The following is a 14748-nucleotide window of genomic DNA, read 5'->3' as shown; positions in this document are numbered from 1 at the left end:
TGCTTTTAGTTATATTTGATTACTTGACAAGTTGGCTAACCAGCCTGACAAGTTGAACTAACTAACTAAAAATTCACACATGAGAAAATTACTATTACTGCTATTTGCAGTAGGCGTAAGCACGTGCCTATTGCAAGCCCAAACCCGCACCATTAGGGGAAAAGTCACAAGCTCCGACGGTAGTCCAATCCCCAACGTTTCAATTATCATCAAAGGAACCTCTTACGGAACCACCACCGATTTCGACGGCAACTATTCCATGAATGTGCCCGCCGGGTCCCGGATCCTTAAATTTACAGCAGTTGGCATGAGTGAAGTAGAGATCAGCATAGGCGACAAAGGCGTCATAAACGCCCGGTTGGAATCTGCTGACAGGAACCTGGCCGAAGTGGTAGTGGTAGGTTACGGAACGCAAAAAAGAAGGGAAGCAACAGGTAATGTGTCGAGGGTTTCGGGCGCCGCCGTTTCAGACAAGCCCGTTCAAAGTTTTGAAGCCGCTTTAGGTGGCCGCTCTCCGGGCGTTCAGATAACCGTACCGAATGGTATCGTGAACAACCCGCCTGTTTTCAGAATACGTGGTACCAACTCCATTTCTTTAAGCTCATACCCCTTGGTAGTTATTGACGGGGTGCCCACTTTTACCGGCGATTTCAGTGGAACCAGCGCCGGTGCCAATGCCCTGGCGAGTATCAATCCAAGTGATATTGAAAGCATCGACATTGCCAAGGATGCAGCTGCCTCGGCCATATACGGAAGCCGTGCCGCCAATGGCGTAGTGTTCATCACTACCAAAAAAGGTAAACTGGGCCGTGCCCGCGTATCATACGATGGCTGGGTTGGCTTAACCAGGGTACAACGTTTACCTGAACTGCTGAATGCCGAGGAGTATACCGAATTCAAGAACCAGGGCCTGAAGAATGCCAATACCTACAATGCCAGTACCAACTACTTTGCCTTAACGGAAGGGCCAGATGGTAAACCCATCGATACCCGTTGGTACGATTACATCTATCGCACAGGCATATCTCATAACAATTCCATAAGCGTATCGGGCGCCACGGAGAGCACCAATTACTATTTTTCACTGGGCTATACCAATCAGCAAGGTATTGTTAAACGAAATGATTTCAGACGAAAGTCGGTTCTGTTCAATATTGATCAAAAAGTGAACAAGATCATTTCTACCGGTGCTAAAATAGCATACAGTAATGAAGATAACCTGGCAGCAGCCAGTTCTGGGTCACTCCCCGGGGAAGCTTTCAATACGGGCGGTTTTGGCCGCATTGCCCTGGTCACAGCGCCCAGTATTTCGCCTTATAATAATGATGGCACTTATAATACCGCTGCCGGCCTCATTGGTGTTATGAATAACAAGCAATCTCAAATGGGCTTTTATAATCCTGTAATTACATTAGACCGGAACCGCAGTAACACCGAAATGAACCATATACTGGCAAACGGTTATATCCAGGTAAAACCGCTAAGCTGGTTAACATTGAAATCGCTGTATGGTATCGATTACCTGTATGCTGATAACCAGATCTACCAGGATCCCACCAGCGGGGAAGGTTATGCTACAGTAGGTTTCGCCCAAAGCGTGCTTGGTAAGAACAAACGCAGCGTTTGGACCAATACCCTTTCAATAGACCATGTTTTTGGCGATGTGCATACCGTTGGTTTACTGGCTGGCATCGAAGATCAGCGAACTAACACCGAAGGGTACGGGCTTTCGCGCCAATCCATTTCCGATCCTTATTTTTCAAATATTCAGGGAGGTTTTACGGTCAATAACCCGGTATCCCTGTCAATTGGGTCCAATTACCTCTATTCGCAATTCGGCCGGTTGAATTATAATTTTGCCCAGAAGTACTACCTCAGCGGTAATGTGCGGCAAGATGAATATTCAGGCCTCGGTTATAATAAACGCAAAGGCGTGTTCTGGGGTCTGTCTGCAGGCTGGGAAATAACCAAAGAGAATTTCTGGGAAGCAGCCGGCCTCAATGATATCTTCAGCAGCTTCAAACTGCGCGGGAGTTATGGCAAGGTGGGCAATATCAATGGTATTGGCAACTTCGAATCCTACAGTACTTATGCGCCGGGCTTATATGGCGGCCTGCCAACAATTGGTTATAGCAGATCAGGCAATCCTGATCTTACCTGGGAAACCAGTAAAAAAACAGATGTCGGGTTCAACCTGGGTTTTCTGGCCGACAGGGTCACAGCCGAGTTCTCGTATTATAAGAACAATATCGATGGCCTCATCCTCGACGTAACGCAGGTTCCCTCGGCAGGTATTCCCAATGCGATCAGAACCAATGTGGGCAGCATGTATAATAAAGGTTTTGAAATCGGTATCAATGCCAATGTGATCCAGGGAAAAGATTTCACCTGGAACACCTACTTTAACCTGAGCATTAATAAAAATGAGGTCACGGCTTTGGCGCCTGGTCTGCCTTTCATCATTGTAACCTCGCCGGCCGGCGCTTCCACCAATGAAGCTGTAAGTATAACCCAGCCCGGTTACAGCATTGGTACCTTGTATTTGATCCCCACCCGCGGCGTGGATCCGGCTACCGGCAGGAGGATCTTCCTGAATGCAGCGGACAGGGAAGTGTTTTATGCGCATCCCGGTTCCTGGCAGTATGCCGATGGTACCGCAGCGCCTGCTATTTCCACCACCGACAGAAGATTACAAAAGAATACAATCCCGAAACAGATCGGTGGTTTCGAAAATACCTTCACGTACCGGAATTTTGAATTGAATGTGCTGTTGACCTATCAATTAGGCTTTTATGTTTACTACGGTACAGAAGCCGGGTTGAGGGATTATCGTTTCTGGAATAATGAAAAAGCGGTATTGAATGCCTGGACAAAACCCGGCGACATTACCGACATGCCCCGGAATGTGTTTGGCGATAACTATTCCAATGGTTCTGCCGTTCCCCTCGATGTGCACGTGCATAAAGGCGATTTCCTGAAGCTGCGCAATATTAGCCTCGGTTATAATTTACCAAAATCGATTCTGGAAAAAGCAAAGATCAGCAGTGCCCGCTTTTATGTGAGCGGCCAGAACCTGTATATATGGACCAAATATCCCGGTCCTGATCCTGAGACCTCTACCAATGGTAATAATCCTGCCAACCAGGGCATCGACAGAAACCAGGTGGCCAATGGCAGAACAGTTACGCTTGGTTTAAAGCTGGGACTCTAATGTATTCTGATCTTTTAAATGCAAAACACAGGTAAAATGAAACAATTAATCAATCATATATTTTTTGTTTGCTCGCTAACGCTGTTGTTTACCGCCTGCAAACGCGACGATCTCATGGATACCGTACCTACTTCAGATATTCCGGATCTGAGTGTGTATTCTTCCAAAGAACAGGTGTTAAACCAGGTAAGGGCCTTGTACAGCAGTTTTAAAAATGGTCAGTTTCATGGCGGCCGTTATCTTATATACAATGATATCCGCTCAGAGGAATTTCTGAATGAGAAAACAAATGGCGTTACCGGCCTGCAAACGTGGAACCATACGCTCACCAATACGGTAGCTGAAGTGAATGGCTTGTGGGCGCAGGGGTATCTCGCGATCAATAACTGTAATATATTTTTAGATGGTATGGCTGAAAAAGGATCCGCTGTAGTCGGTGATTCATTATCGAGGAATTACCTGGCCGAAGCAAGGCTGATCCGCGGCTATGCCTATTATTGCCTGCTGCAATTATATGCCCGCCCATATTGGGATGGCAATGGCAGCAAACCCGGTTTACCCTTGCGGCTAAACGGTAATAAATTGCGGTCCGATTACCAGCTGGCGCGCAGTTCTGTAGCGGAGATCTATACGCAGGTATTGAGCGACCTCAACTATGCAGAAGCGAATCTGCCCCGTGCCTATAGCACTGCAGAATTGAATACCACCCGGGTGCACCGGAATACGGCTATTGCCTTAAAGACAAGGGTATACATGAGCATGCAAAAATATGCAGAGGCGATCACCGAGGCCAGCAAGATCGTTACCGCCACGGCGCCTTTTACGGCAACAAGCGGTGTGGCGCATGCGTTGCAGCCCGATGTTACCAAGATCTATACCACCTACAACACAACCGAATCGATCTTTTCAATGCCAATGACCTCCACCACCGGCGATAATCCGGGCACACAGAACCAGCTGGCGTATTATTATTCCCCCGCCTCTTCCTTAGGCGGGGTAGGTAATGGGGAATATTGCCTGAATCCCAACGGTATTGTTGGCAATACTGCGGCCTGGCCGGCTACCGATAGGCGGCGCGAGCTGGTGAAAGTAACGGGTACCACTACCAAAAAATACTGGGTATCGAAATTTGCTGCGCCATCACCTTATACGGATTATGTTCCGGTGATCCGGTATGCAGAAGTTTTATTGAGCCTGGCTGAAGCCCGTGCGCGCTTTACCAATAGCGTTGATGCGCAGGCGGTTGCTTTATTGAATGCTGTACGGAACCGGTCAGACGCTACCAAAACATTTACCGTTGCCGATTTTGCCTCGGCCACCGATCTTATCAATGCATTGTTGCTGGAACGGCGGATCGAATTTGTAGGCGAAGGCCTTCGCAGTCCCGACCTGCTGCGCCTGGGGCTTCCGATACCCGCAAAAAGCAGCACCTCCTCCTCGGTACCAACCATACTTCCCACGAATAAACAATATGTATGGCCGGTCTCTTCCACCGAGCTCGATCTTAATAAATTATGTAAAGACAATGAATAAACGCAGGTGATGACCTGAACCTGAAACGGGTATTGATAGAAATCCAGGGGCTGTCCGATTGATGGACAGCCTTTTTTTATTTTCTTTGCAATTGCGAATAAGGATCACATTGAGATTTATTTAAATGTGAATATAACACTATCATGATCAAACTAATTACATAAATTGAAAATTATATCTATAAAAAAACCGGTTTTTTCAAGATAAGTAATAATTGAATTGTTTATAAAGAAGCAGCACAATGCACTAAATTATGTCTCTTTTTTAAATTGCCTTTGTCACCAGGCATAACTGTTATCTAATATTAAAAAACGCTACTATGAGAAAGATTCTATGGCTCCTCTGTGGGCTACTATTCTGTGCGTCCCAGCTAAAGGCCCAATCCCGAACGATTTCCGGGAGAATTACAGATGAGAGCGGTAACCCCCTTCCGAATGTTTCCATTACTTTAAAAGGTACCTCACTGGGTACTACCAGTAAACCCGATGGATCATTTTCGCTTACAGTTCCCGATAATGCAAAAACAATTGTGATGAGCTCAGTGGGTGTGATCACCCAGGAATTTGCCCTCGGTTCATCTTCTACCATCGACGCCGTTTTAAGATCCCAAACGGGCAGTTTAAGTGAGGTCGTTATTGTCGCTTATGGCGCTCAGAAAAAGAAAGACCTTACCGGTGTCGTAGCCACGGTGAAAGCGCCCGATATCGAGAACAGGCCATTCACTTCGGTAGATAAAATATTGCAGGGCCAGGTGGCCGGTCTGCAATCGGTTGCCGCAACGGGTCAGCCCGGCGCGAATCAATCGATCATCATCCGCGGTATGAGCTCTATCACTGCCAGCAATGCGCCATTATGGGTAATTGATGGTATCATTGTCAATTCAGGGGAAGCCCACCGCCTGGGTAATAACTCTAACCTGTTGAGCACCCTGAACCCGAACGATATTGAAAGTGTATCTGTATTGAAAGATGCTGCGGCCGGTTCTCTCTACGGTAGCCGGGCGGCCAACGGGGTGATCATTGTAACGACTAAAAAAGGTAAATCAGGCAAAACCCGTTTCCGCTTCGATACGGAGCTCGGGCAAAATGATATTGCATATGTGAACGACAGATACGAACCCTTAAATGCAGAGAAGTACTTTGAGATCACCCGCGAAGGCCTTGTGAATGCAGGAAGAACACCGGCGGATGTGGAATCTACCTTAACAGGACTTGGTTATAACAATGGTGTTGATTTTAACTGGTACGATGCGGTAAATAAGATCGGCAAACAACAGCAATATAACATCAGTGCCGAAGGTGGTAATGACAAAACCACTTTTTACTTATCCGGTGGTTATTTTGTACAGGAAGGTACCACCATCAATTCCAAGTTAGACAGAACCAGCGGAAGCGCACGCATTACGCATAAAGCGTCAGAAAAGGTGACCGTAGGCTTTAATATAAACGGTGGATATGTGAATACCCGTGGCCCGCTTACTGGTGGCGGCTTCGGTAACCCGGTACTGGCAGCTTATTTTATGTTGCCTTCCCGCCCGGCCTATAACGACGATGGAACCTACAACCTGACCGCTTCCAGGCTCGGCAACCTTCACAACGTAATTGCGCTCACTGAAATTGACAAACGCACCCAAAAAGATGTTGGTTTGCGCAGTAATGCTTTTGTGGAATACAATATCCTTCAGAACCTGAAGTTCAGGACAAGCTTAAGCGGTGATCTGAACATGCTCGAGGAAGATCAGTATAACAACCCGCTTCACGGTGATGGTATGCCTTCCGTGGGCAGGGCTTTCTCTTACTACACCCGGTACTTCAACAGGTTGAGCACAACCACCCTCGACTGGAATCAAAAACTGTCAAAAGAATATGATCTGCAGTTGAACTTGCAGGTAGGTTACGAGGCGCAAAAGTCGAGCGGTTATCAGAATTCGGTGCAGTCGCAACTATTCCCTTCCAACCTGAGTATGAACCTGCCTGCAATAGGTGCTACCCCGGTTACAGCCACTGCCACTTTGAGTGATTATTCATTCCTGTCGCAATTTTCTTCGGCTAATATCAATTTTGAAGACAAATACATTCTGTCGGGAAGCTTCCGCCGGGATGGTTCTTCCCGTTTTGGTGCCAATAACAAGTATGGTAATTTCTGGTCAGTCGGCGCCTCCTGGAATGTAGATAAAGAAGCATTCATTGAGAGTATCCAACAGATCAGCCAGTTGAAGTTGCGTGCGTCTTATGGGGTAAATGGTAATGCCGGTATTGGAAACTACGACTGGTATAGATTATATGGATATGGTTTCAACTATAACCAAACACCAGGCAGCGCTCCCAGCAACGTAGGTGACAGCAGCCTCACCTGGGAATTGAACAAACCTTTTAACGTGGGTATCGATGTAGGCGTATTGCAAAACCGTATTCAACTGACTGTTGATTATTACGTCAGAAAATCGGAAGACCTGCTGCTGGATATGCCTTTATCACTCACCTCTGGTTTCTCAAAAGTTACCCGCAACATAGGCTCCATGGAAAACAAGGGGCTTGAAATTGCGCTGCATGCAGTGCCTGTTAAGTCAAAAGAATTTGAGTGGTCGGTTGATTTTAACTACGCCACCAATAGGAACAGGATCACCAGCCTGCCCGATGGCAACGAAATTGTAATGAACACCTTCTTTGTACTTCGTCAGGGAAGCAGTATTCAATCGTTCTACCTTAGAGAGTATGCCGGCGTAGATCCTGCCAATGGCGATCCGCTCTGGTACACCGACGCTAGCCATCAAACAACAACCAATAACTATTCATCAGCTGCCCGCGCCATTGTAGGAAGTGCGCTGCCCAAAGTTTTTGGTTCATTGACCAACACGTTCAGGTACAAAGGCTTTACACTGGATGCCCAACTGTACTATAACTTCGGAAACTATGTACAGGATCAGTGGGGCGGTTATTATATGGGCGCCGGCTTTGGTGCTACTTATAATAAAGCGTCGCGCATCTTCGATCGCTGGACCAAACCCGGCGATGTTACAGATGTGCCGAGATACATTTATAATGGTAACAAGAACTTCAACAGCTCTTCCACCTTTTATCTGAATAAAGGCGACTTTATCCGCTTGCGTAATATTCAATTGGGTTATACGGTTCCAGCTTCTGTTGCTTCCAAAGCAAAACTGTCGAATGCTTTTGTATACGTGCGTGGCACCAACCTGTTCACCTGGGTTAAAGACGATAACCTGCCATTCGATCCTGAGCAGGGAACCAATAGCCAGGCCAACCTGAACGTATTCATTCCCAAAACCATTACTGTAGGATTGAGCCTTGGTTTCTAATCTTAAAATCTAATCATTACAATTATGAATCTGTTTTCTAAATATAAACTGTTAGGGCTGGCTGTTATCGTAGCCACATTTGCTTCGTGCAGCAAGAGTTTTCTTGAATTGACTCCCCCCACATCTGTATCACCGGAAACTGCATTAAGTACAGAAGCCGATCTGCTCGTTGCCACAAGAGGTATGTATGCCGGGTTACGTACGGGAGTGACCATTGGAACTACAAGTTATGCGCCCGACGCATTTGGAAGGACCATTCCGGTATTAGGCGATGTTATGGCCGATAATGCTTATCAGTCTTCGCAAAACACCAACCGGTATACGCTGTATAATAACTATACGTTTCCCGTAACGGATGCCAATGCATTAGGGTTTTGGGCTTCCTTATATGCGGTGATCCTCAGGGCCAACAATATCATCAATGCGCCGGTTGCGGCCAATGCGAACGTAAACCAGTACAAAGGGGAAGCATACGCTACGCGGGCCCTTTGCTATTTTACGCTGGTAAGGTATTATGCCCGGCCCTATACGGAAGATCCAAGCAAACCAGGATTGCCCATCATTACCACCTACAATCCAGATCTTAAGCCTGCCCGCAACACGGTTGCCGAAGTATATGCGTTGATCCAGAGCGACCTTACCCAGGCTTACAACTTAATGACGACTTTCACGAACTCTTCGCAGTTCAGTAAATATGCAGCCAGGGCATTACAGGCCAAAGTGTATTTGACCATGGGCGATATGGCGAATGCGAGAACAGCCGCGCTGGATGTAATTGACAACAGCAAGTTCAAATTAGTAGGGCAGTCAGATTATGTTGCTTACTGGGCGAATAATGCTATCCGGGAAGATCAGTTGGAAACCCTGTTTGAAGTTTCTTCCGATGCGGTAAGCAATCTTGCATTTGATGCGCTTTCATACCTGTACAGCCAGGCGGGTAACTATGGCGATTTCCTGGTGGCCAGTGATCTCTACAGCCTGTTCAGTGCAAGCGATGTTCGTAGAACCTTATACCCAACCGGCGAACGCCCTAAAAATAACCCCGTGGTATTCATCAACAAATATACCGGTTTGGCCGGCGATCGCAGTGATACCAAAGTCCTGCGGTTGAGTGAGGTGTATCTTATCGCAGCTGAAGCATCTGTGGCAAGTAACCCGGCAGACGCCCTTAAGTACGTAAACGAGATCACCAGCCGCAGAGGCGCTGCGCCAATCGTTTCTACCGGCCCTCAACTGTACGAAGATATTATCACAGAACGCAGAAAAGAGCTGGCCTTTGAGGGTGACCGCTACCTTGATCTGCAACGCCTGAAACGCGATGTGGTACGTAGTGCCAATTACCCAAGCACTGCCAGAACGATAGCATTCACCAACTTTAGAAGGATCCTGCCGATACCGCAGGCCGAAGTGGATGCCAATCCCAACATCAAGCCGCAACAAAATGAGGGCTATCAATAGCTTATAGTTTGTCCATACCTGAAAAGGGCTGCTCACCGGGCAGCCCTTTTTTTTTACTGTGAACGGCCACCCCGGCTGCCAAAGCAGATACAGCTGCGTTTTTTATTTTCTGATAAACCCCGGATGGTAGGCAAAGCTGTTGACCATGCCAGTTCCCATCCTTTTTCTCAATAAGTATAATTATGTAGTAATGCAAGTATACATCCGCTGCCTGCCAAAGGGTGGGTGGCCTGTTGTATTTTTAACCCATGATTGTTTTTTACTCTCTGTTTCAGCTTGACAATATTTCATCTAGATATATATTATTCTCTAAGTTCTTATCTTTGGACTCCCTACCGAGTAACCTTGCAGCATGTGCGATGCAGATGCATGTATAATTGTTTTTGATCAATATTTTGATTGAAAGAGCAGCCAGGCAATACCGGGAATATCCCACCCGACCGTTACTAGTTCATGTAAGTGAAGTTTTTATGTATTTAATACCTTGAAACATGTTAATCATGTCGTGAGCGGAACATGTGATTAAATGCAGCGCTATCAAAGATTAGTTGTCCTACTTTAATGTACCCATTATAAATTTTTTTTATCCACTGTTAATAACCTAGTAAATACTAACTCCGATGAGAAAAACGCTAATATCCCTTTGGTGCATCCTATTGCTGCTATCGGGAGAACTGCTTGCCCAAACCCGCACACTTACCGGAAAAGTTACCGATGCCAATGGTAACCCGGTTCCCAACGCCTCTGTCATTGTTAAAGGCACCAGGGTGGGTACGGTTACGAATACAGATGGTATGTATTCATTAAACGTACCAATGGGTGCTAAAACCCTGGTTATTTCCTCCATCAATCTGCAGTCGGAAGAACTTAGTATTGGAGCGGCGAGTGAGTATAATATGATCTTGAAAGCACAGGAAACGTCTATGGATGAAGTGGTTGTGGTTGGTTATAATACCATTGCCAAGCGGTCGCTGACCGGTTCGGTAAGCCGCGTGAAAGGAGAGGAAGTGGCCAATAGACCCGTAACCAGCTTTGATCAGGCGCTTACCGGTAAGGCTGCAGGGGTGCTGGTAAATACTGCTTCGGGAGCCATCGGTGATGAGGTTACCATCCGCATTAGAGGCGCAGCCTCAATTTCCTCAGGCAGCAGCCCCCTCATTGTCATGGATGGTGTGCCCTTGACGCAGGGCGACCAGGGGCAGCTGTATAATAAGTCCAACGGCCTGGCAGAACTGAATCCAAACGATATAGAAAATATTGAAGTATTGAAAGATGCATCCGCGGCCGCTATTTATGGTTCGCGCGGAACGGCCGGTGTTATACTCATTACTACTAAAAAAGGCAAGGCCGGGCAAAACACCTTGAACTTCGATTCTTATGTAGGTTTTAACGAACCAGCCCGCAATATGAAAGTCTTGAATGCGGCCGATTATATCACTACCATCAATAAAATGAGAAGCAATGCCGGGCTGTCGAATGCTGCCAATTATGGCGATATCAATAATGATGGTAAACTGGATACCGTAGACACCGACTGGCAGGATGTGGTGTCCCGCAAAGGGCTCGTTCAAAACTATAACTTGTCGGTTAGCGGCGGCTCACAAAGAACAACCTACTATGCTTCCGTGAACTATAATGATCTCAACAGTTATATGGATGCCAATCAGCAGAAGCGGGGATCGGCCCGGCTGAATCTGACATCCAAAGTGACTGATTGGTTTACGATTGGTATCAGTTCTCAATATTCAAAAACGAAAACCTTTGGTCATGGTTCCGGAACAGGTAATGCTTTATCAGGTATTCCTTTTGGGCCTTTAACTGCCATGCCAAATATTCCGGTATACGGGCCAGATGGGCAATATTATGACGGCATAGGCGGCAGCACTGTTTCGTATAATACGCCCAACCCGGAGGCAGTCATCAATATGAATTACGACAACCGCGATGCCCGCCGGTTCATCGGGAGTGCTTACGGCGAAATACAGTTGATAAAGGGCCTGAAGTTTAAAAGCCAGATAAACCTTGATTATACAAATGCCTTTACCGACCAATGGTGGAATCCGGATATTGGCGATGGCCTGGGCTTCGGCCTCCGGCAGTCAGTATACAATGAAGTGAATACCTGGGACTGGTTCAATACCCTGACTTATAACCGCCAGTTTGGCGCTGATCATGAATTGAATGCACTCGCTGGTGTAGAACATATCCGCTATACCGGAAAATATGCGTACAACTATGGCGCTGGCATAAGGGATATGGACCTGAGACTAATATCCGCTGACAATTATGACGAAGTAGGTGGTGAAAACGGAACCAACGATATTGATAACGGCCTGGCCTCATTTTTCGGTACTATTAACTATGGGTTCAGGAAAAAATACCTCGCCACTGTTACATTCAGGACCGATGGCGACAGCCGCTTGCTCGGCCCCAACAGATGGGACTATTTCCCTTCCGGATCCCTTGCCTGGCGGATCTCTGAAGAAGATTTCATGAGGCAATATCCGTTTGTGAAAGACCTTAAGTTAAGGGCCAGCTACGGATTGACCGGTAATCCCGATATTGGCTATTTCCCGGCGCTGAGTACCTATGAACCCGACTCATACGCCGAAAAAGGGGTGTTGAGAATATCCAATCCCGGCAATAGCGATCTTCGCTGGGAACGCCATAAACAATTTGATGCGGGCATCGATGCGGTGATCTTTAATAATATTGGCTTTACCCTGGAATACTATAATCGCAAAACGATTGACCTGATCCTCGATAACCCCGTATTGGCTACCCTGGGTTTTCCGGATAATGAAATAAAAGCCAATGTTGGCGAGTTCAGAAGCCATGGAATTGAGTTAACAGTGACGGCACCTGTCTTGCAGCGAAAGAACTTCCATTGGAATGTCAATTACAATTTTGCATGGAATAACATTAAAGTAACGGCTACCAATTCAGTAGGGGACATTGTATTTGACCAGGATGTAGCAGCCACTTTTTCGGTAGCCAAACCAGGTTATCCCATTGGCGCCTTTTATCTCATCCGCTGGGCAGGCGTGAACCCGGCCAATGGTTTGCCTACCTTCCTCGATAGCGCCGGAAACCAAAAACAATACGACCATGCAACCAGAACCTGGACGATGGTAAAGGACGGTTCCACTACCAGCCAGATCGCCGCGACCGACCGCGTTATAGACAAGAACAAAAGCCCTTACCCGAAATTCTATGGCGGATTAACACAAACCTTCAACTATCTCAGTTTCGATGCCAGCATCGATCTTCAATATGCCTTTGGTTTTTATGTATACAACCAAACCAAGCAAACCATCATGTCTTATGCCAACGTAAGGAATAAGTCAGAAGACATTCTGGATGCATGGTCAAAGGCGGGCGACAATACCGATGTGCCCCGCTTGTTCTATGGCGATAACCAATGGTCTCAGGCTTCTACCCGCTGGTTGGAAAAAGGTGATTTCGTACGTATCCGCAATGTGCAGATCGGCTATACCCTGCCAAAGTCAGTTTCAGGCAGGATCAAGGTGAGCCGCATGCGCTTCTATATACAGGGCAGTAACCTCTACACCTTTACCGGTTACACAGGTATCGATCCGGAAGCAAACAGTACCGGTAATACGAATATCGGCCTGGGTATCGATAGAACGAGGCCTTACCTTTCGCGGACATATACCGTGGGCATTAACCTGGGTTTATAGAACAGCAGTGATTTGTTATTAAACATTCAAACAGCAAATAGTTATGCGACATATATTATATAGTTTTCTGGCAATAGCTGTCATTACCAGTTCCTGTAATAAAAAGGTGCTCGAAATAACACCGCAGGACCTCTTGGTGAGCGATCTGGCTTTTTCGACACCGCAAAAGATTGAAGCGGTAGTATTGGGCAACTACGATGGTTTACAAAGTGCTGAGTTCTTATCTGGCCGCGTTTTGGTATATGTTGATCTGATGGGCGAAGACATTTTCGACCGTACCAACTATTTCACAGATCTTCCCCGCTTCAACCTGCTGGCCAATAGCGGAATTGCTTCGAATGTGTGGACGGCGGGTTTTGCGGCCATTGCCCGCTCGAACCGGGCGATAGCCGGTATTGAGGCCAATATAAATAAACTTACGCCTGAGAAAGCCAAAGAGCTTTTGGCAGAATGTAAGTTTGTAAGGGCCGTGGCCAATTTTTACCTCGTCAATTTTTTTGGGCAACCATATGCATTTACGGCCGATGCTTCGCATCCTGGAATCCCTCTGATGACCCAGGCTTTTACATCTAATGATCCGGCCGCCAACCAGCCGCGAGCTTCTGTGGGAGCGATCTATACAGCTGTTATCAATGACCTCACAGAGGCCCTGGCCGACCTGCCGCTTGAATATGAAGAGGTATACGATACCAAGGTGCGCGGAACAAAAGCCGCGGCGGCATCCCTGTTATCGAGAGTATACCTGTATAAAGGAGATTATGCCAACGCAAGGAAACATTCGCTCGACGTGATCAATGGTACTTATGGTACCTATGCATTGAACAGCACGCCCAATGCGGCTTTTGCTGCCGATAATGATGGTAATTATATGAGTGGTGAAACCATATGGTCAATTCCCAACAGCATAAACGATAACCCCAATACCAATAATGCATTGCCCATGCATTATCATCCCGACGGAAGAGGCGACCTGTCGGTATCCAGTTCTTTCCTGAGCACAACAACCAATCCTTACTTTACAACTGATGATAAAAGAAGGGCTATGATCATCTCCGGTACCACCAATCAAACTTCGGCTTTTAAATTCACCAATAAATACAGTTCCATCACAGCCCGCGGTGACTGGGCGCCGATCATCCGTTATGCAGAAGTGTTGCTTAACTATGCAGAAGCACAGGCCCGCCTTGAGACCGGCGTAGACGCGGATGCGATCGCAAAACTGAACCTGGTAAGGAACCGTTCTTTGGGTCTTGCCCTGCCATATACCGTTTTAAGCTTTCCCAATAAGGATGCATTGGTCGCTGCGATCCTTGGTGAACGCCGCATTGAACTGGCTTTTGAAGGGCACCGTTTCTGGGATATTATGCGGGTTAAGGGAACTGTAACCAACAAGTATGACAATGACGGAACCTCCTTATTACCGCCACAGCCTTACGGCGCCAGGAAAAATATCTTCCCCGTGCCGCAGATTGAAATTGATAAAAGCGTACGGGTGCTGGTGCAGAACGATGGGTATTGATCAGAAT

6 protein-coding genes are annotated in these 14748 nt (G+C 46.9%); all 6 read left to right on the top strand.

Features of this window, described 5'->3' with window-relative positions:
• Nucleotides 1-79: 79 nt before the first annotated feature.
• The 6 genes from JT717_RS07000 to JT717_RS06975 all read left to right on the top strand — a co-directional run bounded on the left by JT717_RS07000 (nt 80) and on the right by JT717_RS06975 (nt 14741).
• A complete protein-coding gene (locus tag JT717_RS07000) occupies nt 80-3211 on the top strand; it encodes a SusC/RagA family TonB-linked outer membrane protein (protein ID WP_205509484.1) in 3132 nt (1043 codons plus the stop codon).
• Nucleotides 3212-3247: 36 nt separating this feature from the next.
• Nucleotides 3248-4744 carry a RagB/SusD family nutrient uptake outer membrane protein gene (locus tag JT717_RS06995; protein ID WP_205509483.1) on the top strand — a complete coding sequence of 499 codons (1497 nt, stop codon included), beginning with the start codon at nt 3248-3250 and terminating at the stop codon, nt 4742-4744.
• A 319-nt stretch (nt 4745-5063) separates the two neighbouring features.
• Nucleotides 5064-8063, top strand: a complete 3000-nt coding sequence (locus JT717_RS06990; protein WP_205509482.1) for a SusC/RagA family TonB-linked outer membrane protein — start codon at nt 5064-5066, stop codon at nt 8061-8063.
• Between the two features lie 24 nt (nt 8064-8087).
• Nucleotides 8088-9521 carry a RagB/SusD family nutrient uptake outer membrane protein gene (locus JT717_RS06985; protein WP_205509481.1) on the top strand — a complete coding sequence of 478 codons (1434 nt, stop codon included), beginning with the start codon at nt 8088-8090 and terminating at the stop codon, nt 9519-9521.
• A gap of 620 nt (nt 9522-10141) precedes the next feature.
• A complete protein-coding gene (locus tag JT717_RS06980) occupies nt 10142-13222 on the top strand; it encodes a SusC/RagA family TonB-linked outer membrane protein (protein WP_205509480.1) in 3081 nt (1026 codons plus the stop codon).
• Nucleotides 13223-13265: 43 nt separating this feature from the next.
• The gene (locus JT717_RS06975; RefSeq protein WP_205509479.1) at nt 13266-14741 is read left to right on the top strand and encodes a RagB/SusD family nutrient uptake outer membrane protein; all 1476 of its coding nucleotides are present in this window, start codon (nt 13266-13268) and stop codon (nt 14739-14741) included.
• Nucleotides 14742-14748: the final 7 nt, after the last annotated feature.

Source organism: Longitalea arenae, assembly GCF_016924755.1.
Lineage (GTDB): Bacteria > Bacteroidota > Bacteroidia > Chitinophagales > Chitinophagaceae > Niastella > Niastella arenae.
This window is presented reverse-complemented; position numbering and strand designations above follow the sequence as displayed.

Excerpts from the sequence above, each read along its gene's own strand:
- JT717_RS06980 (WP_205509480.1), top strand. The coding sequence starts at position 10,142 with ATGAGAAAAACGCTAATATCCCTTTGGTGCATCCTATTGCTGCTATCG.
- JT717_RS06995 (WP_205509483.1), top strand. The coding sequence starts at position 3,248 with ATGAAACAATTAATCAATCATATATTTTTTGTTTGCTCGCTAACGCTG.
- JT717_RS06985 (WP_205509481.1), top strand. The coding sequence starts at position 8,088 with ATGAATCTGTTTTCTAAATATAAACTGTTAGGGCTGGCTGTTATCGTA.
- JT717_RS07000 (WP_205509484.1), top strand. The coding sequence starts at position 80 with ATGAGAAAATTACTATTACTGCTATTTGCAGTAGGCGTAAGCACGTGC.
- JT717_RS06990 (WP_205509482.1), top strand. The coding sequence starts at position 5,064 with ATGAGAAAGATTCTATGGCTCCTCTGTGGGCTACTATTCTGTGCGTCC.
- JT717_RS06975 (WP_205509479.1), top strand. The coding sequence starts at position 13,266 with ATGCGACATATATTATATAGTTTTCTGGCAATAGCTGTCATTACCAGT.